We start from the raw sequence: 19,040 nt of genomic DNA, 5'->3' as shown, positions 1-19,040 counted from the left end.
ATCAGGAACCTGCATGCCTTCAGTACAAAAAAATCTCGTGAAGGATGCCAGCGGGGCGTTGGGTGACATTGGCACTCTGATCCCGCTGGGTCTGGGGGCAATCGGATTGGCCGGGTTGGCCCCGATGCCGGTGCTGCTGGGGTTCGCCGTGTTCTATATTGCGACCGGACTGTATTATCGGCTGCCGATTCCGGTGCAGCCCATGAAAGCGGTGGCTGCGCTGTTGCTGACCTCCCAGGTGAGTTCCCAGAGCCTGGTCGCCAGTGGCGTACTGATCGGGGCAATATTGTTGTTCCTGGGTTCAACCGGTTGGATTAACCGGACGGCCAGTCTTATACCAAGATCGGTGCTGAGCGGCCTCCAGTTGGGGCTGGGGTTGATGCTGGCCAACATGAGTCTCGGGCTGATGGCCACCTCCGTGCCCTTGGGAGTGGTCACCTTGGCGATACTGGGCATTACCCTCAAGCTGTTGCCGAACTGGCCAGCGGCGCTGATCGGCCTTGTTGGCTCAGTCGCAATCGGCACTGCGCTGGGGGCGCCGGGGCTCACGCTGCCGGCGGTGGGCTCAGTCTCACTTTCGTGGCCTGAGTTACCGGGCATCGGCGATTGGCAGCAAGCCATTTCCATGTTGGTGTTGCCCCAGTTGGCCCTCACATTAACCAACGCCATCGTCCTGACTTCACTGGTGGTTGACGATTACTTTGGCGAGCAATCGCATCGCGTTTCGCCAGCCAGGTTGTCGGTGTCCACCGGCCTGGCCAATCTCGTTATGGTACCCCTCGGCGCCTTGCCCATGTGTCACGGAGCGGGTGGCGTGGCGGCGCACTATCGTTTTGGCGCCCGGACCGGTATGGCTCCCGTTTTGCTGGGAACGGGCTTGCTCTTGGTCGCTTTCGTACCGGGCGGCCTTTCCGCCATTGCGGCAATTCCGATGGCCGGTCTCGGGGCCTTGTTGTTCGTGGCTGCGGTCGAGCTCGCCTTGTCCAGGCGTTTATGGACAGCCAGGCCGTCTTGCTGGCCTGTCATTGCGATAACAGCACTGGTTACTGTCTGGGTCGACCCGTTTTTCGGGCTTCTGGCGGGGGTGGCTTCGGAGACTGTTCGGGCGGCCTGGGTGCGTGGACAAGAGATTGCCTAGAGCGGCCAAGATCCCTCTTGGCCTGGCAATCGAAAATCAGGCGAGATTTTTCTTGAGTAGCTCACTCAACAGAGACGGGCATTCAACCGACGGAACGTGACCGATATCCTCGAGAATAACCGGCTCCGCTGAGCCACTGAATTGCGCCAGGGCTTTGAGCAACGCCGGCGGTGTTGCCAAATCCTCTGAGCCACCAATCAGGAGAAGCGGTACATTCCTGCCTTGCAGTTTCCCCCGGAAATCCGCACGCCCCAGCATTTCACACAACAACGCGTAGCTGTTGTCGTCCCCGCGTCCCATGATGATCTCCCAGCCGTCCTGCAGGGCCGGTTGATCCTTGCATGCGATCGGGCCAAACCAGCGGGGGACGATCTCCCCTGCCATGGCCGCCAGGCCCTTGCGGCGTACATTGGTAGCCCGCAGGTTCCAGGCTTCAGGGGTACCGATAATGGCGCCAGTGTTGGTTAGAGTGGCGGAAATCAGCATGTCGCTGTACTCCGCCACCAGATGCTGGCCAATAACGCCACCGATCGAGGTGCCCGCAAAGTGAAATCCGGTGGCGCCGGCTGTCTGTGCCAGTGCCAGCGCCTCGTTGGCCAAGTCATCGGGGGTGATTTCGCCGGCATCTTCCGGCCAGGCGGCGCTGGCGCCGTGCCCGGGCAGATCCCAGGTCAGTACCCGGAACCGGTTCAGCAGAGACGGCAACATGTCGTCCCAGACCCCTTGAGTCATGCCAAGAGGGTGCGCGAGTATCATAAGCGGTTTATTGCTGTCGCCGAGCAAGCGATAGCAAATGGTACGGCCGTTGTGATTCAAAAATGCCATGAGTTCTCCTCGGATCAGGTCGCTCAGACCCGCTCAATGAGTGTAGCAATACCCTGACCAACCCCGACACACATAGTGCACAGGGCGTAACGGCCACCGGTGCGCTGCAGCTGGTGCGCAGCGGTCTGCAACAAGCGCGCGCCGGACATGCCCAGCGGGTGGCCGAGGGCGATGGCGCCACCGTTCGGGTTGACCCGGGGATCGTCGTCGGCGATGCCGAGCTCGCGCAGAACCGCCAGGCCCTGGGCGGCGAAGGCTTCGTTCAGTTCGATCACGTCGATGTCAGCGATGCCGATGCCCTGCTTCTCCAGCAGCTTCTGCACCGCCGGTACCGGGCCAATGCCCATGATGCGAGGCTCCACGCCGGCGGTCGCCATGCCCAGAATTTTCGCCATGGGCTTGAGGTGGTGTTTTTTCACGGCTTCTTCGCTGGCAACCAACATCGCGGCTGCCCCATCGTTGACGCCGGAGGCATTGCCGGCGGTCACGCTGCCATTGTCGCGGAACGGCGTCGGTAGAGCGGCGAGTTTTTCCAGGGTGCTTTCGCGCGGATGTTCATCGGTGTCGAAGATCAGCGGGTCTTGCTTCCGGCGTGGAATCGAGACAGGCACGATTTCCTCAGCGAACACACCTGTTTGCTGCGCCCGGGCCGATTTCTGCTGGGACCGAAACGCAAACAGATCCTGATCTTTCCGTGAAATTCCGAACTGTTCGGCGACGTTTTCGGCAGTTTCGGGCATGGAATCCACGCCGTACTGCTTCTTCATCAGCGGATTCACGAAGCGCCAGCCGATGGTGGTGTCCTCGATCTTCTGGCCTCGGGAGAAGGCGCTGTCAGCCTTGCCCATCACATAGGGGGCGCGGGACATGGATTCCACACCTCCGGCCAGGACCAGGTCCATTTCACCGGCGCGGATGGCGCGGAACGCCGTGCCCACCGCATCCATGCCGGAACCGCACAGGCGGTTGAGGGTGGTGCCAGGTACCGACGTGGGCAATCCGGCCAGCAACGCCGACATACGGGCCACGTTGCGGTTGTCTTCGCCGGCCTGGTTGGCGTTGCCCATGATCACTTCGTCGATGGCCGCCGGATCGAGTTCCGGGGCCTGTTCCAGCACGGCCTTGAAAATATGGGCGGCCAGGTCATCCGGGCGAACGCTGGCCAGGGTGCCGCCGAAGCGGCCGATGGCCGAGCGGCGGGGGTGGCAGAGATAAACGTTAGTCATGATAGTCCTCACTATTGGCCGGCATGGTGGGCATTTGTGCGTGCTTTCAGGTCACGCAGGATTTCCAGCTCGTGACCGGTTGGCTCTGGCGTGGTTTGCAGCTGCTCGGCAAAACGGATATCCCAGCCGGTCGCTTCGACGACGTCCTCGCGGGTCACGTTCGGGTGGAGGGACGTGACGACCAGCTCTTTGCTGTCCGGGTCGGGCTTGAGAATGCACAGGTCGGTGATGACGACCGTGGGACCGTTACCGATATTGGGTACATTGTCCCGGGCCTTGCCATCACGGCCGAAGCCGACGGTGGTCACGAAGTCCACATCCTTCACGAAGGTGCGCTTGGAGTGCTTCACGGTAATGAACACTTCTTTTGCGTTGGTTGCAATCTCGGGCGCTCCGCCACCGCCGGGCAGGCGGACCTTGGGTGCGCGGTAGTCACCGATCAGGGTGGTGTTCAGGTTGGCGAAGCGGTCGATCTGGGCGGTACCCAGGAAGCCGACGCTGATATGGCCGCCCTGCAGCCAGTACCGGAACATCTCCGGTACCGACACGGTGGTCAGCGCAGATTCACACAGCTCGCCATCACCGATGGAAAGCGGGAGTACATCCGGTTTGGTCTGCAGGGTGCCGGATTCATAGATCAGCGTTACATCGGGCGCATGGGTCAGGCGCGCCAGGTTGGCCGCCTCGCTGGGCAGGCCAATGCCCACGAAGCAGGTCATGTCGCTGGTCAGTGCCCGGGCGGCAGTGACGCTCATCATTTCCGAAGAGGTAAATTCAAGGCTCATCACGCAGCTCCTTTCTCAAATACGTTGTCTTTCAGCCAGGCCTGGAAGGTGTCGCGGTCACGGGCAATGCCATCCCAGTCCTTGTAGAAGGCGTTGTCCCGGTCGTAGTAGCCCAGGGCATAGGAAGGCCTGGCCCCTTTCGGAGCTTCGGCAATGGCGGTTATCGCCCAGGATGGCAGTACGCAGGCGTTTACAGAGGCGCCGAGGTCGTCGACAACCTCTTCCACGGTGACGATGCTGCGCTTGGCGGCCAGCACCACTTCCTTCTGGATGCCGACAATGCCTTCAATCAGCACGTTACCGTTCCGGTCGGCACGCTGGGCGTGTATGACCGCGACATCCGGACGAATCGACGGTACAGCGGCCAGGCGCTCGCCGGTGAACGGGCAGTCAATGAATTTGATCTGGTCATTCACCTTTGGCAGGTCGCTGCCTATATAGCCACGCAGCACCGCAAACGGCAGGCCGGCCGCGCCGGCTTCATAGGCGTTGGCCATGGCAGCATGACTGTGCTCCAGGATTTCCAGGGTGTTCGGCCAGCCTTTTTCAACGGCGTCCCGCAGGCGATGCAGGGAGCCCACGCCCGGGTTGCCGCCCCAGGAGAAAATCAGCTTCTTCGCACAGCCGGCGCCAATCATCTGGTCATACACCAGGTCCGGGGTCATCCGGATGAGCGTCAGGTCACGCTTGCACTGGCGGATGATTTCATGGCCCGCAGCGAACGGAATCAGGTGGGTAAAGCCTTCCATCGCAACGGTGTCACCGTTGTTGATGTGTTTGCTCACCGCTTCCTGAAGGGAGAGGAATTCAGCCATCGCAGTGTCTCCATTAGTGTTTCGGTTGATGAATTCGTTATGCGAACATAAGTTTAATATGCGAACATAATGGCGCGATTGGTTTTCAGTCGTCAAGTACAAATTTTCACCAGTTGGCAAAAATGCACGGATGTTCGGAGAGCGAACCAGCTGGTACCATGCACTGACACCGACTTCCGAAGGTCCTGAAGGAGCCTGAATGGACGAACAGATTCTCAAGCCCGGAGACCGGGATTACGTGGGCGCGCTGGCCTCGGGGCTGGATGTGCTCCAGGCCTTTGATGCGGAGCATCCCCGCATGACCCTCAGCGAAGTCGCCGTGCGAACGGATATGGATCGGGCCAAGGCTCGGCGTTTTCTGCTGACCCTGCACGCGCTTGGGTTCGTAAGGCGTACCGGTCGTCAATTCGAACTGACCCCCCGGGTGTTGCAGCTGGGCTACGCCTACCAGGCGTCAAACCAGTATCGGGCGGTAATTCAGCAGTATCTGGAAGACATCACGGCCGAGTTGGGGGAATCCTCGTCACTGGCGGTGCTGGACGGAGACGATGTGGTTTACGTGGTGCGTTCGGCCGCGCGCCACCGGCTGATGGCAATCACGCTTTCCGTGGGGACCCGCTTGCCGGCCGCCTACACTTCCATGGGCCGGGTGTTGCTCGGGCAGTTACCTGAGCCCGAACTGGAAGCTTTCCTGGAGCGAGTCGAACTGGAGGCCTTCACGCCCTTGTCGGTGACCAGCAAAGAGGTCTTGCGAGACGAGATCCACAAAGTCAGACAGCAGGGCTACTCCATCCTGGACCAAGAGCTGGACCAGGGGCTGCGCTCGGTGGCCGTTCCGGTATTCGCGGGGAGCGGTGAGTTGCTGGGGGCCATCAATATCAGTACCAATGCCGCCCGGGTAACTCTGGAAACCCTCAAAAGCCTGTACCTTCCACGGCTTCAGGACGTTGCCGAGAAAGTGCGGCAGACCACCCGCTGATTACGGGTAACGCCCGGTCAGCCGGTTTTCCACCAGCTCGGCGAGGATGGTGTTGGCCAGACGCATAACGGCATTGGGGTTCTCACCGCGTCGCCGTGAGGCAATGACCGGTGTGGTGATGTTGTTGTCCTCCAGCGGCATAAATTCCACGCCCTCGCGGTTAAGCTTTCGGACCTGCTCGGGCACCAGGGTGAAGCCCATGTCCGACGCCACGAGGGACAGCGCGGTCTGAAGGTCGTTCACTTGTTGGCTGACATGGACTTTCAGGCCGCGACGGTGAAACAGCCCCTGGGTGATATCGGCAAAGTTGGGTCCCGGCCCCGAGGGAAAGGTGACCATCGGCCACTCTGCCAGCTCCTTCATCGAAGGCGGGTGACGGGTAAGCTGGTGGCCCGCCGGAATGGCCGCGATAATCGGCTCGTCAAACAGGTTTTCCTGTTCCACATCCGGGTCGTCGATTCTCAGTCGGCCAAAGCCAATGTCGATCTTGCCTGCCTTCAGAGCCTCAACCTGCTCCCGGGTTTTCAGTTCGTGAAGCACAATTTCCAGGTTCTTGTTCTGACGCAGGCGGCGCACCATCAATGGCAGTTGCCCATAAAAGACCGACGGCACAAAGCCGATCGAGAAAATGGTCTTCCGATGCTGCGCAATGCGCCGCGTGTCCTCAACGACGGCCGACACCTTGTCCAGAACCTGTCGGGCCTGCCCAAGGAAATACTCTCCGCCGTTGGTCAGCTCAAGCCCCCTGGGTTTGCGGATAAACAGCTCTACCCCGATTTCTTCCTCAAGCTGCTGCATTGCCCGGGTCAACGGCGGTTGTGCAATAAATAACCTTTCGGCGGCCCGGGTGAGATTGCCTTCCTCTCCGACCGCGACGAAGTACCGCAAGTGTCTGAGCTCCATCCATACCTCCAGGGTATCGGTTATTACTTAATCAATATTGGTTCACATTCGTGAAACTTCGTACTGTTCGAATCACAGACATTTTAACTTGCGATTCGGAGACCCCATGTCCGCCACCATTCAATCCATTGAAGCGATCCTGGTCGATATCCCGACCATCCGCCCTCATAAGCTATCCATGACAACCATGGGGGTTCAGAGCATGGTGATCGTGCGGATGAAGGACTCTGACGGACTCGAGGGTCTGGGCGAAGCCACCACCATCGGTGGTCTGGCCTATGGCCCGGAAAGCCCCGAAAGCGTGAAACTTACCATAGACACCTATTTCAAGCCGCAACTGATTGGTCAGCCCGCAGGCAACATCAATACCCTGAGGGTAATGTTAGACCGTTCAACCCGGGGCAACAACCTGGCCAAGTCCGCGATTGAAACCGCGCTGCTGGACCTGCAGGGCAAGCGCCTTGGCCGCCCGGTGTCCGATTTGCTGGGAGGGGCGATTCATAACCACCTTCCGGTGCTCTGGACGCTGGCCAGTGGCGACACTGCAAAAGATATCGAGGAAGCCCTCGGCCTGATCGAAACCCGTCGTCACTGCGACTTCAAACTCAAGATCGGTTCCCGCGCCTTGATGGACGACGTCCGCCATGTGGCTGCGATCAAGGAGGCCGTGGGTGAAAACGCCAGTGTCCGCGTCGACGTCAACCAGGCCTGGGACGAAGCCACCGCGGCCAAAGGTATGGCCGAGTTGCAGGCCGCCGGTATCGATCTGGTGGAGCAGCCGACGCCCATGAAAGATTACGCGGCGCTGGTACGACTGTCCGAGAAATTCCATCTGCCCATTCTGGCCGACGAGGCGGTGGCGGACGCCAAGGATATGTACAACCTGGCCGCCGCCGGCTTTGCCGGTGCGGTTGCCATGAAGATTGCCAAAGCGGGTGGCCCCGCCCGAGCCCTGGAGCAGGCCGTCGTGGCCCAGGCTGCGGGTGTCGGCCTGTACGGCGGCACCCTGCTCGAAGGCACCATCGGCACAGCCGCAGCCCTGCATGCCTGGTCAACCCTGGAGAACCTGCACTGGGGCACAGAAATGTTCGGCCCGCTGTTGATGAAGGACGACATCGTGGTCAAGCCGCTGAATTTCCACAACAACGGCGTGGATCTGCCACAGGGCCCGGGCCTGGGTGTCGAAATTGATGAAGACAAACTCACCCACTATCGCCGGAAAGCCTGAGGCCCCGGAACATACCGATAACGGAGGAAAGCACATGCTGTTCAAAGTCGAGATGAAGGTGAACATCCCCCACGACATGCCCGCCGAAGTGGCAGCGGACATCAAGACCCGGGAGAAAGCCTATGCCCAGGATCTGCAGACGCAGGGCAAGTGGCGTCACCTCTGGCGGGTGGCGGGCAGCTACGCCAACGTCAGCATTTTTGATGTGGAAGACAACGCCGAATTGCAGGAGCTGATCAGCAACCTGCCGTTGTTCCCCTTCATGGATATCACTGTCGCGCCACTGTGCCGGCATCCGTCCTCCATCCACGAGGATGACCGTTAAGACCCAACGCACCGTTGCCAACTTATGAACTGATTTGAGCAACAACAACAAGAGCACGAGGAGACCAACAATGACCGTTAAAACCATGCAAACCGCGGAAGTGAAGGACCTGCTGGAGAAAGTTGCCGGCTTCAACCAGGACGCTGGAAACGAGCGGGTGAAGAAGATTGTTCACCGCTTCATGCACGACGTTTTCCAGATCGTTGAAGACTTCGACATCACCCCGGAAGAGTTCTGGCAGGCCGTCTACTACGTGGGTGACCTGGGCCAGAATGGCGAAGCCGCGCTGCTGGCGCCGGGCCTGGGTATGGACAAGTACCTGGACATCCGTATGGATGCCGAAGACGAGCAGGCCGGCCTGGACGGCGGCACGCCCCGTACCATCGAAGGCCCGCTTTACGTCGCCGGTGCGCCGTTGAGCGAGGGCTTTGCCCGCATGGACGATGGCTCCGATGAGAGTGCCGAGACCATGATCCTGACCGGTCAGGTTACCGATGAGAATGGCCAGCCAGTCGCGAACGCCGTGGTAGACATCTGGCACGCGGACACCAAGGGTGCCTATTCCTACTTCGACCAGTCCCAGAGCGAGTACAACCTGCGTCGCCGCATCACCACCGATGAAAACGGCCGCTATACCGCCCAATCGATCATTCCGTCTGGTTACGGTTGCCCGCCCGAAGGTTCAACCCAGGCGTTGCTGAATCTGCTGGGCCGCCACGGAAACCGTCCGGCGCATATCCACTTCTTTATTGCCAAGCCGGGCTACAAGCACCTGACCACCCAGATCAACCTGGCAGGCGATGAGTACACCTACGACGACTTTGCGTTTGCAACCCGTGAAGAGCTGGTGGTGGAGGCCAATCGCATCGAGGACCCCGCCAAGGCTGAAGCATTCGGTCTGAACAAGCCGTTCACCGAAGTGGAATTCAATATCCAGCTGGTGTCCACCGACAAATCCGAGCTGCAAACCCGCCATGAGCGCAAGCGTGCTCTTGAAGGCGAAGCCGCGTAAGGAGGATTCATCATGACTCGCCAACTCGACAGACTCGAAAAGCAGATCCGCGGGGCGGTAGAAGCCGACCCGACCACTGGCCATTACCGCTGTGACCGAAGCATCTTCACCGACCAGGAATTGTTTGACCTGGAGATGAAGCACATTTTTGAAGGCAACTGGATCTACCTGGCCCACGAAAGCCAGGTAGAGAATCCCGGCGATTACTTCACCACGACGGTGGGTCGCCAACCGGTGGTTATCACCCGGACCAAGGATGGCGAGCTCAAGGCGATGCTCAATACCTGTTCCCACCGTGGCGCTACCTTGTGCCGCAAGAAGCGTGGCAACAAGTCCTCATTCACCTGTCCGTTCCACGGCTGGACCTTCAAGAACGATGGCAAGCTGCTGAAAGCCCGCGACCAGAAGAAGGGCGGCTACCCGGACAGCTTCAACACCGACGGCTCCCATGACCTCAGGCTGCTGCCCAGGTTTGAGTCCTATCGCGGTTTTCTGTTCGGTAGCCTGAGCTCTGATGTGCTGCCGCTGGAAGAGTGCCTGGGTGAAACCACCAAGATCATCGACAACATCGTTGATCAGGCGGAAGACGGCCTGGAAGTGCTGCGTGGTGCCTCCACCTACACCTACGAAGGCAACTGGAAGCTGACCGCCGAGAATGGCGCTGATGGCTATCACGTCGGCACCGTGCACTGGAATTACCTGTCCACCATGGGCCAGCGCAACTACGACAAAGGCGGCACCGAGGCGGTTGACGCCAAGAGCTGGTCCAACGAGGGCGGTTTCTACTCGTTCAAGAACGGCCACATGATGCTGTGGACCCGCCTGATGAACCCGGAAGTACGCCCGGTATTTGGTCAGCTCAAGCGTTTGGAGGAGCAGTACGGTGAAGCCCGCGCCGATTCCATCGTGCGCACCACCAAAAACCTGTGCCTGTATCCGAATGTCTATCTGATGGACCAGTTCTCCACCCAGATTCGCGTGCTGCGTCCGATTTCCGTCAACAAGACTGAAATCACCATCTACTGCTGGGCGCCGAAAAACGAGCCGGCAACCGATCGCGCCAAGCGTATCCGCCAGTATGAAGACTTCTTCAACGTCAGTGGCATGGGTACTCCGGACGATCTGGAAGAATTCCGGGGCTGCCAGGAAGGCTACGAAGCCAGTGGCCTGAAATGGAACGACATGAGCCGCGGCGCCAAGCACTGGATTGAAGGTCCGGACGAAGGTGCCAATGCCATTGGCCTCAAGCCGATCCTGAGTGGTGCCAAGCCGGAAGATGAAGGTCTTTATGTGACCCACCACCAGCATTGGGTGGAAGAGATGACCAAGGCCGTTAAAACGGAGCGAGCCCGCTTTATTTCTCTTGCTACCGCGTCGTCAGAGGAGGCTTCCGCATGAGCATGACCTTCGAACAGATTCAGGCGTTTGTTTACCGCGAAGCCCGCCTGCTGGATGACCGCGAGTGGGATCAGTGGCTGCAGTGCTACCACGAAGATGTCACCTACTGGATGCCGTCCTGGGACGATGAAGACCAGCTGACCGAAGATCCGCAAACCGAGATCTCGCTGATCTATTACCCGAACCGACAGGGTCTGGAAGATCGGGTGTACCGGATCAAGACCGAGCGTTCGGGTGCCAGCTCCCTGCCGGAGCCTCGGACCACCCATCTGACCACCAACCTGGAAGTCCTGGAGCGGAACGGTGACACGGTAAAACTGCGGTTCAACTGGCAGACCAACAGTCACCGTTATCACAAGACCCAGACGTTCTTTGGTACGTCCTTCTACACCCTTGATGTCAGCGGTGAGCAGCCCCTGATTACCGAGAAGAAGGTGATCCTGAACAACGATTACATCAATCAGGTAATTGATATCTATCACCTGTAATGGGTGGGGAGAGCATCATCATGAGCTACAACATTGCACTCAACTTTGAAGACGGCGTTACCCGTTTTGTGTCCTGTAATGAAGGCGAAACGGTCCTCGACGCTGCCTACCGCGCACAGATCAACTTGCCGATGGACTGCTCCGATGGCGTCTGCGGTACCTGCAAGGGTGCTTGCCATCAGGGCGATTTCGACATGGGTGATGAGTACATCGACGAGGCGTTGTCCGATGAGGAAGCCGAGCAGGGTAAGGTTCTGACCTGCCAGATGGTGCCCTCCAGCGATTGCGTGGTGGAAGTGCCCGTCGCTTCTACCATGTGCAAGACCGGTAATGCCGAAGTCACTGGCATTGTGGCCGAGGTGAACCTGATTTCGCCCACCTCCATCGAACTGAAAATCACCGCGGACGATGACATTGCGTTTCTGCCCGGGCAGTACGTGAACATTCAGGTGCCGGGGACTGACCAGACCCGTGCCTATTCGTTCAGCTCAAAACCCGGCAGCCGGGATCTGAGTTTCCTGATCCGCAATGTGCCGGGCGGGCTGATGAGCTCCTGGCTGGTGGGCAAGGCCCGTACCGGTGACAAGGTCACCCTGACCGGCCCCATGGGCAGCTTCTATTTGCGACCCATCGAGCGTCCGGTACTGATGCTGGCGGGTGGTACCGGCCTGGCGCCGTTCCTGGCCAAGCTGGAGCACATGAAGGCCAACGGCTGCGACCTGCCGACGCATCTCATCTACGGCGTCACCAATGATGAGGATCTGGTGTGCCTGGACATTCTGGATCGCTTTGCCGGGGAGCTGGAGAACTTCAGCTACATCACCGTGGTATCCGGCGCCGACAGCAACCATCCGCGCAAGGGGTATGTCACCCAGCACATGGACAAGGCACCGCTCAATGACGGCGATGTGGATGTCTACCTGTGTGGTCCACCGCCCATGGTAGACGCCGTGCTGGGCTACTTCCGTGAGCAAGGCATCGAGCCGAACTCGTTCCACTATGAAAAGTTCACCCCGAGTGTCCCGGTCAACGAGGAGAAAGTCGCATGAACCCGCGCTTCACCAACAAGGTGATGGTGATCACCGGTGCGGCCCAGGGCATTGGCCGACGGGTTGCGGAACTGGCTGGAGCCGAAGGCGCCCGGCTGGTTCTGGTGGATATCGCGGACTATGTCCAGGGTGTTGTCGCCGAGCTGCGTGACCAGGGCGTTGAAGCCCTGGCCGTTCAGGCCAACCTGGAAACCTGGGAAGGCGCGGAAATGGTGATGGCCAAAGCCCACGAGCAGTATGGCCGTATCGACATCCTGATCAACAACGTCGGCGGCACCATCTGGGCCCAGCCCTTCGAGCACTACCAGCCGGAACAGATCCAGAAGGAAATTCAGCGCTCGCTCTTCCCCACGCTTTGGTGCTGCCGGGCGGTTCTGCCCTACATGGTGGGCCAGAGGGGCGGCGTTATCGTGAACGTGTCATCGGTAGCGACCCGCGGCCTGATGCGCGTGCCCTATGGCGCCGCCAAAGGTGGCGTAAACGCCATGACCGTCAATCTTGCTTTCGAATACGCCGAACACGGTATTCGGGTGAATGCGACGGCCCCCGGCGGAACCGAAGCACCGCCCCGGCTGACCCCGCGCAACACCGACGCACAAGGCGAACAGGAAAGGGCCTGGTATCAGACCCTGGTAGACCAGACCAACGCCTCCAGCTTCATGCACCGCTACGGCACCCTGGATGAGCAGGCGGAACCCATTCTGTTTCTGGCCTCGGATGCGGCCAGTTACATGACCGGCACCATTCTTCCCGTGGCCGGCGGGGATTGCGGTTAACGCAAAAAAAGATTCATCGGAACTCCCGACAAAAACAACAGTACTCGGAGAAACAGACCTATGAGAAACATCGACGTCAACGACGTTATCGATAACGCGACATTCAATAAATTTCACTGGAAGGTGCTCTTCTGGTGCACCCTGATCATTATTTTTGACGGCTACGATCTGGTTATTTATGGCGTGGTTCTGCCGCTGTTGATGGATCAGTGGGGCCTGAATCCCTACGTGGCCGGTTTGCTTGGCAGCAGTGCGCTGTTCGGCATGATGTTCGGTGCCATGGGTTTTGGCATGCTCTCGGACAAATGGGGCCGGAAGAAGGTCATCCTGCTGTGTGTGGTGCTGTTCAGTGTGACAACGGTAGTCAACGGATTTGCCACCAACGCCTGGCAGTTCGGGATCCTCCGGTTTATTGCCGGACTTGGTATTGGTGGTGTGATGCCCAATGTGGTGTCACTGATGAGTGAATACTCACCGGCGCGTAAGCGCAGTACCCTTGTTGCCCTGATGTTCAGCGGCTATGCGGTCGGTGGCATGATGTCGGCAGGCCTCGGTATCTGGATCGTGCCCAACTACGGCTGGGAGATCATGTTCTATCTGGCTATCGTGCCGTTGCTCATGTTGCCTCTGATGCTGAAATTCCTGCCCGAATCCGTGGCCTTCCTGATGGCGCAGAAGCGGTCAGACGAGGCCCGGGCTATCCTTTGCAAGGTGGCGCCGTTCAAGAACATCAACGAACAGGACATTCTGGTTGTGCCACCCACCACCGATAGCAAAGCGCCCGTGCTGGAGCTCTTTCGTGGTGGCCGCGCCATGAGCACGCTGATGTTCTGGGTGGCGTTCTTTAACTGCCTGCTGATGGTGTATGCGCTTGGGTCCTGGTTGCCGAAACTGATGTCGGCAGCGGGTTACCCGCTTGATTCCAGCCTGATGTTCCTGATGGTGCTGAACATCGGAGCCATCGTCGGCGCCGTGGGCGGTGGCTGGCTGGCCGACCGGTTCTCACTGCGCTCGGTTCTGGTGGGTTTTTTTATCCTGGGATCATGCTCGCTGATTACGCTCGGCTATGAAAATCCGATGTGGGTTCTCTATACCCTGATGGGAATTGCCGGCGCCACAACTATCGGCTCCCAGATTTTGTTGTACGCCTACGTAGCCCAGTATTACCCAACCAGTATCCGGTCTACCGGCCTGGGCTGGGCTTCCGGGATCGGCCGCAATGGCGCCATTGTCGGCCCCATGCTCGGTGGCACCCTGTTGGCCCTGGCACTGCCGCACCATGTGAACTTCCTGGCCCTGGCCATACCCGGTGCCATTGCCACGGTGGCTATTGCGCTGGTGGGCCGGCGGTTTGGTGAACAGCCTGTTCAGCCGGTGGCCGAAGCGGTACTGGCCCCGACCAATTGATTGTGGAGCGTTGATGCACCCCTGAGGGAGACTGTCAGTCGGACCCCTCGTTTGCCCCGGCGCGTGAGTGTCCGGGGCCTTTTTTTGGCCACGCGCTGCGTTATTCAAACCTGTCCCAATAGGGAGGATCACCAAAATAGCCGTCGATAAAGTCGATAAAGCTGCGCACCTTGCTTGCCAATAACTGTCGGTGGGCGTACACCGCATAGAGCCCCATCGGCTCCGGTTCGTGTTCAGGCAGGACGACTTTCAGCTTGCCTTCCCTGATCGCAGCCCCGGCGATAAAGGTGGGCTGCAGGGCAATCCCGATGCCGGCAACGGCTGCCTCGACCAGCACGTCTCCGTTGTTGCTGATCATCCCCCGGGTACTTTCGCGGCTGTTGACCTGGAGCCATTTCTGCAGGGAATGGCCGGGGTCCATGTTCATGTAACTGTAGCGCAGGTACCGGTGGTCACTGAGGTCTTCCAGTTTGCTGGGGGTACCGTATTGCTCAAGATAGGCCGGTGATGCACACAGAACCAGTCGTACCGGTGCCAGCCGTTTGGCGATCAGTGAGGAGCTTTTCAGGCGGCCGATGCGCAGCGCAATATCGAAGCCTTCTTCCACGATATCGACTTTTCGGTCATTCAGTTGCAGGTCGATGCCCACGGCGGGGTGCGCTCTCTGGAATTCGCTCAGCAGGGGCGCCATGTGGCGAATGGCAAACGAAACCGGGGCGCTTATTCGTAACAGGCCCTGGGCCTCGGTCTGCAAGTCGCCGAGCTGATTTTCCATTTCATCAATGTCGCTGAGTACCTGCTGGGCACGCTGGAAATACTGGCTGCCTGCTTCGGTGAGGTGGATCCGGCGAGTGGTTCGGTTCAGCAACCGCACGCCCAGGTGGGTCTCCAGTTGGGATACGTATTTGCTGACCAGCTGAGGCGACGTGTCCAGCCGGTCCGCGGCGCGGGTAAAGGTGCCTTCATTGACCACCGTCACGAAGGCGCGCATGGCCTCGATGCGATCCATGGGTATGTCCTTTGATGTGTGCTCTGATTATCAATGAATCGATGATAATAAAGCAATGCTGGCCATCTTAGTCTTTCCATTTGGTGATAGTACAGTGAGTCCATCTTCTGAAGCAGGGGCTTCGGGATAAACCAACCAGAGAAAGATGAAAGGTGACGATTATGAACACTCAATTCGCAAAGGCATTGTTCCACTCTAACGCCGGCTTTGCCGCACTGGTGCTGAGGGTACCGGTGGGACTGATTCTGGCTGCCCATGGCGCACAGAAGCTGTTTGGCTGGTTCGGCGGCTACGGGCTGGAAGGCACCGGACAGTGGCTGGCCAGCATTGGCCTTGAGCCGGGTTACCTGATGGCACTGCTGGCAGGGGGTGCCGAGTTCTTTGGCGGCCTGGCACTGGTACTTGGGCTGCTGACACGGCCCGCGGCGGTGGTTGCAGCTTTCACCATGCTGGTAGCCATCTTCTCGGTGCACATCGGCAACGGGCTGTTCATGTCCAATAATGGCTACGAGTATGCCCTCACGCTGTTTGTGGTCACCGTCGGTTTGGCGATTCAGGGCGCAGGCCGGTTTGCCGTGGATAACCTGTTTCATAAAGAGGGCTGAGGCATGCTGGTACATGGGATCTGGAACGAAAACTGGCAACCGGTGCAGGCGAAAGACGAGGAAGGACGGTTTATTCGCCAGACCTCGCCTTTTCGCAACTGGATCACGCCGGATGGAGAACCGGGCCCCACCGGGGAGGGAGGTTTCAAGGCCGAACAGGGACGTTATCACCTGTATGTCGCCTACATCTGCCCCTGGGCATCCCGAGCCTTGATGGCTCGCGAGCTTAAAGGGCTCAAGGACGTGATCGGGGTGACCGTCGTCAACCCCCGGCTAACCGATCAGGGCTGGCAGTTCGGTGGCTACCCCGGCGCGCAGGAGGATACCCTCAACGGTGCGCGCTACATGCATGAGCTGTACACCCGGGCAGATCCGGATATTTCGGGCCGCGCCACGGTGCCGGTACTCTGGGACAAACACACCGGCACCATCGTCAATAACGAGTCCGCCGATATTCTGCGCATGCTGAATACGGCCTTCGCAGAGATGGTGGATCAGGGGCCGGACCTTTACCCGGTGGCGTTGGCCGGCGAAATCGACAGACTTAACGGCTATCTTTATACCGATCTGAACAACGGCGTGTACCAGGCCGGGTTTGCCTCGAGCCAGGCCGCCTACGATGAGGCCTACACCAAGGTGTTTGCTGCCCTGGACGAAATGGAGTCACGGCTGGCGGATGGACGTCGCTACCTGTTTGGTGATCAGCTGACCGAAACCGATGTCCGTCTGTTTGTGACGCTGGTGCGCTTTGACGCCGCCTACCACGGCCTGTTCAAGTGCAACCGCAATACCCTGAGCGCCATGCCGCGCCTGCACGATTACATGCAGCGGATACTGGCGCTTGAGGGCATTGCCAATACCGTCAACCTTGATCACATCAAGGCCGGGTATTACTCGATCAAGGCGCTGAACCCGAGTGGCATTGTCCCGGCGGGGCCGGGTGAACTCTGAGCAGAGGAACAAACGCCATGAACACAAATACCAATGTGCTGTTTATTTCCCATGGCGGCGGGCCAATGCCGCTGCTGGGAGATCCGGGCCACCGGGAGATGGTGGACCGGCTAACGGAGCTTGCCGCTACCCTGCGCAAACCCTCAGCGATACTGCTGATCAGCGCTCACTGGGAGGAGGCGGTGCCGACAATCACCTCCGGCGCCAACCCTCCGCTTATCTACGATTACTATGGATTTCCAGCTGAGGCCTACAAGATCGAATATCCCTGCCCGGGGGAGCCGGCGTTAGCGCAGCAGGTCTATCACGCGCTGGGTCAGGCCGGCATCCCGGCGCGCCTTGACGACCAGAGGGGCTTTGATCATGGCTTGTTTGTGCCGCTCAAACTGATGTATCCGGCGGCCGATATTCCATGCATTCAGCTCTCGCTGGTCAACAGCCTGGATGCCAGCGCTCACCTGGCTGTTGGCAAGGCACTGCAGGCACTGAACTACGACAACCTGCTGGTGATTGGCTCCGGCTTCTCGTTCCATAACATGCGGGCCTTCTTTTCGGAGCAGACACCGGACATACAGGCCCGCAATCAGGCTTTCGAGGACTGGCTGGAACAGACCTGTGGCGATACCGCCCTGCAGGAGCCGGAGCGGGCGGAGCGACTGGCTCACTGGGAGCGAGCGCCCCACGCCCGGTTCTGTCACCCGAGGGAAGAGCACCTTTTGCCATTACACGTATGCTATGGGTTGGCCAACAAGCCCAGTGATGCGCATATTGCAGCAAGGATCCTTGGCAAACAGTCGGGGATGTTTTATTGGCGGTGTTAACCGGCACCGTTAAGGATCAGAGCCAGTTTAGAACCCTAAGGAGAGGTTATGAGTGAATGTCTTAATGCCATTATCAACGCCCGATTGCAGGGCCGCGAGGGTTTGTACCGGCTGGCTATCGCCGACGGCCGGTTCAGCGCGATTACGGCCCAGCATGCACAGGAAGAAGCCTCAGAAAATCAGCTGGACGCCGGCGGAAATCTGGTTGCTCCTCCTTTCGTGGAGCCGCACATTCACCTGGATGCGGCCATGACCGCCGGCGAGCCTCGCTGGAACCAGAGCGGTACTTTGTTTGAAGGGATTGAGTGCTGGTCTGAACGCAAAGCCAGCCTGACGCGCGACGACGTGGTCGGCCGGGCCGAGCAGACGTTGAAGCTGTTTGCCGAAAACGGCATTCAGCATGTCCGCACCCACGTTGATGTGACAGACCCCAAGCTGACAGGGCTGAAGGCCATGCTGGAAGTGCGTGAGCGCATAGCTGAAACAGTTGATCTCCAGATTGTGGCATTTCCTCAGGAGGGCCTCTGGTCATTTCCGCAGGGCAAGGAGCTTATGGAGGAAGCAGTTCGTCTGGGGGCTGATGTCGTCGGTGGCATTCCCCATTTCGAATTCACCCGGGATTACGGTGTTGAGTCTGTCCAGTGGCTGGTGGCGCTGGCCCACAAGCACGACCTTCTGGTAGACGTGCATTGCGACGAGATTGATGATCCTGAGTCCCGTTTCCTGGAGGTGCTCGCTGCCGAAGCGCTCAAGCTGGATTATGGCTCCCGGGTTACCGCCAGTCATACCTGTGCCATGGGCTCGTACAACGACCATTACTGCAGCCGGCTGTTCCGGTTGTTGAAGCAATCCGGTGTGCACTTTCTGTCGATGCCCACCGAAAGCCTGCACTTGCAGGGCCGATTCGACGGTTATCCGAAGCGTCGTGGCCTGACCCGGGTTCCGGAACTGCTGGATGCGGGGCTGAAGGTAGCCTTCGGCCAGGATTCCATCCGCGATCCCTGGTACCCGCTGGGGAACGGCAACATGCTCCGAACGCTGGACGTCGGTCTGCACGCCTGCCACATGCTGGGTATGGGCTGGATTGACCGGTCACTGGAGCTGATTACCGACAATGGTGCTGCGGCATTGGATCTGGAAGAGTACGGTATTGAAGAAGGCCGGCCCGCGCGCTGTGTGGTACTGCAGGGACGGTCCCCGTACGAGGTGCTGCTGGGGCAGTTGCCGGTTGCCGCGTCCATCCGTGATGGTCGGATTCTGGTGAATCGGCAGGGGTGATGCCCGTCGCAACGGAATCTGT

20 protein-coding genes are annotated in these 19,040 nt (G+C 59.3%); 14 read left to right on the top strand and 6 right to left on the bottom strand.

Annotated features, from left to right (window positions below; translation table 11 throughout):
• Positions 1 to 13 precede the first annotated feature (13 nt).
• Positions 14 to 1,138 carry a molybdate transporter family protein gene (locus tag ACN0XM_RS00810; RefSeq protein WP_417565013.1) on the top strand — a complete coding sequence of 375 codons (1,125 nt, stop codon included), beginning with the start codon at positions 14 to 16 and terminating at the stop codon, positions 1,136 to 1,138.
• Between the two features lie 36 nt (positions 1,139 to 1,174).
• Here ACN0XM_RS00810 and ACN0XM_RS00805 read toward each other — a convergent pair whose 3' ends face one another.
• From ACN0XM_RS00805 to ACN0XM_RS00790, 4 genes are read right to left on the bottom strand one after another with little or no spacing between them, the layout of a single operon-like run.
• Positions 1,175 to 1,963, bottom strand: a complete 789-nt coding sequence (locus ACN0XM_RS00805) for an alpha/beta fold hydrolase (RefSeq protein ID WP_417565012.1) — start codon at positions 1,961 to 1,963, stop codon at positions 1,175 to 1,177.
• A 23-nt stretch (positions 1,964 to 1,986) separates the two neighbouring features.
• Positions 1,987 to 3,189 carry a 3-oxoadipyl-CoA thiolase gene (gene pcaF / locus ACN0XM_RS00800; RefSeq protein WP_417565011.1) on the bottom strand — a complete coding sequence of 401 codons (1,203 nt, stop codon included), beginning with the start codon at positions 3,187 to 3,189 and terminating at the stop codon, positions 1,987 to 1,989.
• A gap of 11 nt (positions 3,190 to 3,200) precedes the next feature.
• Entirely contained in the window at positions 3,201 to 3,974 is a 774-nt protein-coding gene (locus ACN0XM_RS00795; protein WP_417565010.1) for a CoA-transferase subunit beta, read from the bottom strand.
• Positions 3,974 to 4,789 (bottom strand): CoA transferase subunit A, encoded by an 816-nt coding sequence (locus tag ACN0XM_RS00790; protein ID WP_417565009.1) that lies wholly within the window; start codon positions 4,787 to 4,789, stop codon positions 3,974 to 3,976. Before ACN0XM_RS00790 ends, ACN0XM_RS00795 begins: the two co-directional genes overlap by 1 nt.
• A 199-nt stretch (positions 4,790 to 4,988) precedes the next feature.
• Here ACN0XM_RS00790 and ACN0XM_RS00785 point away from each other — a divergent pair, with 199 nt between their 5' ends.
• Positions 4,989 to 5,768 (top strand): IclR family transcriptional regulator domain-containing protein, encoded by a 780-nt coding sequence (locus ACN0XM_RS00785; RefSeq protein ID WP_417565008.1) that lies wholly within the window; start codon positions 4,989 to 4,991, stop codon positions 5,766 to 5,768.
• Here the strand turns inward: ACN0XM_RS00785 and ACN0XM_RS00780 are convergent, their stop codons facing one another.
• Positions 5,769 to 6,671, bottom strand: coding sequence for a LysR family transcriptional regulator (locus ACN0XM_RS00780; protein WP_417565007.1), 903 nt, complete (start codon positions 6,669 to 6,671; stop codon positions 5,769 to 5,771).
• Positions 6,672 to 6,777: 106 nt separating this feature from the next.
• On the opposite strand from ACN0XM_RS00780, the gene ACN0XM_RS00775 reads away from it, so the two are divergent.
• From ACN0XM_RS00775 to ACN0XM_RS00740, 8 genes are all read left to right on the top strand, one after another.
• Positions 6,778 to 7,899, top strand: a complete 1,122-nt coding sequence (locus tag ACN0XM_RS00775) for a muconate/chloromuconate family cycloisomerase (RefSeq protein WP_417565006.1) — start codon at positions 6,778 to 6,780, stop codon at positions 7,897 to 7,899.
• Between the two features lie 34 nt (positions 7,900 to 7,933).
• On the top strand, positions 7,934 to 8,224 hold the full coding sequence (gene catC, locus ACN0XM_RS00770; protein WP_417565005.1) for a muconolactone Delta-isomerase: 291 nt from the start codon (positions 7,934 to 7,936) through the stop codon (positions 8,222 to 8,224).
• 70 nt (positions 8,225 to 8,294) lie between these two features.
• Positions 8,295 to 9,236, top strand: coding sequence for a catechol 1,2-dioxygenase (gene catA, locus ACN0XM_RS00765; protein ID WP_417565004.1), 942 nt, complete (start codon positions 8,295 to 8,297; stop codon positions 9,234 to 9,236).
• Positions 9,237 to 9,248: 12 nt separating this feature from the next.
• On the top strand, positions 9,249 to 10,634 hold the full coding sequence (locus tag ACN0XM_RS00760; protein WP_417565003.1) for a Rieske 2Fe-2S domain-containing protein: 1,386 nt from the start codon (positions 9,249 to 9,251) through the stop codon (positions 10,632 to 10,634).
• Positions 10,631 to 11,122 carry a benzoate 1,2-dioxygenase small subunit gene (gene benB, locus ACN0XM_RS00755; RefSeq protein ID WP_417565002.1) on the top strand — a complete coding sequence of 164 codons (492 nt, stop codon included), beginning with the start codon at positions 10,631 to 10,633 and terminating at the stop codon, positions 11,120 to 11,122. The genes ACN0XM_RS00760 and benB overlap by 4 nt, the downstream gene beginning before the upstream one ends.
• Positions 11,123 to 11,142: 20 nt before the next feature.
• A complete protein-coding gene (benC, locus tag ACN0XM_RS00750) occupies positions 11,143 to 12,171 on the top strand; it encodes a benzoate 1,2-dioxygenase electron transfer component BenC (RefSeq protein ID WP_417565000.1) in 1,029 nt (342 codons plus the stop codon).
• Complete coding sequence (benD, locus tag ACN0XM_RS00745) at positions 12,168 to 12,947, top strand: benzoate diol dehydrogenase BenD (RefSeq protein ID WP_417564999.1); 780 nt, start codon at positions 12,168 to 12,170, stop codon at positions 12,945 to 12,947. Before benC ends, benD begins: the two co-directional genes overlap by 4 nt.
• Before the next feature lie 60 nt (positions 12,948 to 13,007).
• A complete protein-coding gene (locus tag ACN0XM_RS00740; protein ID WP_417564998.1) occupies positions 13,008 to 14,354 on the top strand; it encodes an MFS transporter in 1,347 nt (448 codons plus the stop codon).
• Positions 14,355 to 14,454: 100 nt separating this feature from the next.
• Here the strand turns inward: ACN0XM_RS00740 and ACN0XM_RS00735 are convergent, their stop codons facing one another.
• Entirely contained in the window at positions 14,455 to 15,363 is a 909-nt protein-coding gene (locus ACN0XM_RS00735) for a LysR family transcriptional regulator (RefSeq protein WP_417564997.1), read from the bottom strand.
• 161 nt (positions 15,364 to 15,524) lie between these two features.
• On the opposite strand from ACN0XM_RS00735, the gene ACN0XM_RS00730 reads away from it, so the two are divergent.
• From ACN0XM_RS00730 to codA, 4 genes are read left to right on the top strand one after another with little or no spacing between them, the layout of a single operon-like run.
• Entirely contained in the window at positions 15,525 to 15,968 is a 444-nt protein-coding gene (locus tag ACN0XM_RS00730; protein WP_417564996.1) for a DoxX family protein, read from the top strand.
• 3 nt (positions 15,969 to 15,971) lie between these two features.
• Positions 15,972 to 16,919: a glutathione S-transferase family protein gene (locus ACN0XM_RS00725; protein ID WP_417564995.1), complete on the top strand. Its 948-nt coding sequence runs from the start codon at positions 15,972 to 15,974 to the stop codon at positions 16,917 to 16,919.
• Between the two features lie 17 nt (positions 16,920 to 16,936).
• Positions 16,937 to 17,740 (top strand): DODA-type extradiol aromatic ring-opening family dioxygenase, encoded by an 804-nt coding sequence (locus ACN0XM_RS00720; protein WP_417564994.1) that lies wholly within the window; start codon positions 16,937 to 16,939, stop codon positions 17,738 to 17,740.
• A gap of 48 nt (positions 17,741 to 17,788) precedes the next feature.
• Positions 17,789 to 19,018, top strand: a complete 1,230-nt coding sequence (gene codA / locus ACN0XM_RS00715; RefSeq protein ID WP_417564993.1) for a cytosine deaminase — start codon at positions 17,789 to 17,791, stop codon at positions 19,016 to 19,018.
• The last annotated feature ends 22 nt before the right edge of the window (positions 19,019 to 19,040 follow it).

Origin of the sequence: Marinobacter sp. (assembly GCF_048269445.1) — a bacterium.
Taxonomy (GTDB): domain Bacteria; phylum Pseudomonadota; class Gammaproteobacteria; order Pseudomonadales; family Oleiphilaceae; genus Marinobacter.
This window is presented reverse-complemented; position numbering and strand designations above follow the sequence as displayed.

Bases quoted from the DNA above. Each gene is read 5' to 3' on its own strand.
- ACN0XM_RS00810 (WP_417565013.1), top strand. From the start codon at position 14: ATGCCTTCAGTACAAAAAAATCTCGTGAAGGATGCCAGCGGGGCGTTG.
- ACN0XM_RS00805 (WP_417565012.1), bottom strand. From the start codon at position 1,963: ATGGCATTTTTGAATCACAACGGCCGTACCATTTGCTATCGCTTGCTC.
- pcaF (WP_417565011.1), bottom strand. From the start codon at position 3,189: ATGACTAACGTTTATCTCTGCCACCCCCGCCGCTCGGCCATCGGCCGC.
- ACN0XM_RS00795 (WP_417565010.1), bottom strand. From the start codon at position 3,974: ATGAGCCTTGAATTTACCTCTTCGGAAATGATGAGCGTCACTGCCGCC.
- ACN0XM_RS00790 (WP_417565009.1), bottom strand. From the start codon at position 4,789: ATGGCTGAATTCCTCTCCCTTCAGGAAGCGGTGAGCAAACACATCAAC.
- ACN0XM_RS00785 (WP_417565008.1), top strand. From the start codon at position 4,989: ATGGACGAACAGATTCTCAAGCCCGGAGACCGGGATTACGTGGGCGCG.
- ACN0XM_RS00780 (WP_417565007.1), bottom strand. From the start codon at position 6,671: ATGGAGCTCAGACACTTGCGGTACTTCGTCGCGGTCGGAGAGGAAGGC.
- ACN0XM_RS00775 (WP_417565006.1), top strand. From the start codon at position 6,778: ATGTCCGCCACCATTCAATCCATTGAAGCGATCCTGGTCGATATCCCG.
- catC (WP_417565005.1), top strand. From the start codon at position 7,934: ATGCTGTTCAAAGTCGAGATGAAGGTGAACATCCCCCACGACATGCCC.
- catA (WP_417565004.1), top strand. From the start codon at position 8,295: ATGACCGTTAAAACCATGCAAACCGCGGAAGTGAAGGACCTGCTGGAG.
- ACN0XM_RS00760 (WP_417565003.1), top strand. From the start codon at position 9,249: ATGACTCGCCAACTCGACAGACTCGAAAAGCAGATCCGCGGGGCGGTA.
- benB (WP_417565002.1), top strand. From the start codon at position 10,631: ATGAGCATGACCTTCGAACAGATTCAGGCGTTTGTTTACCGCGAAGCC.
- benC (WP_417565000.1), top strand. From the start codon at position 11,143: ATGAGCTACAACATTGCACTCAACTTTGAAGACGGCGTTACCCGTTTT.
- benD (WP_417564999.1), top strand. From the start codon at position 12,168: ATGAACCCGCGCTTCACCAACAAGGTGATGGTGATCACCGGTGCGGCC.
- ACN0XM_RS00740 (WP_417564998.1), top strand. From the start codon at position 13,008: ATGAGAAACATCGACGTCAACGACGTTATCGATAACGCGACATTCAAT.
- ACN0XM_RS00735 (WP_417564997.1), bottom strand. From the start codon at position 15,363: ATGGATCGCATCGAGGCCATGCGCGCCTTCGTGACGGTGGTCAATGAA.
- ACN0XM_RS00730 (WP_417564996.1), top strand. From the start codon at position 15,525: ATGAACACTCAATTCGCAAAGGCATTGTTCCACTCTAACGCCGGCTTT.
- ACN0XM_RS00725 (WP_417564995.1), top strand. From the start codon at position 15,972: ATGCTGGTACATGGGATCTGGAACGAAAACTGGCAACCGGTGCAGGCG.
- ACN0XM_RS00720 (WP_417564994.1), top strand. From the start codon at position 16,937: ATGAACACAAATACCAATGTGCTGTTTATTTCCCATGGCGGCGGGCCA.
- codA (WP_417564993.1), top strand. From the start codon at position 17,789: ATGAGTGAATGTCTTAATGCCATTATCAACGCCCGATTGCAGGGCCGC.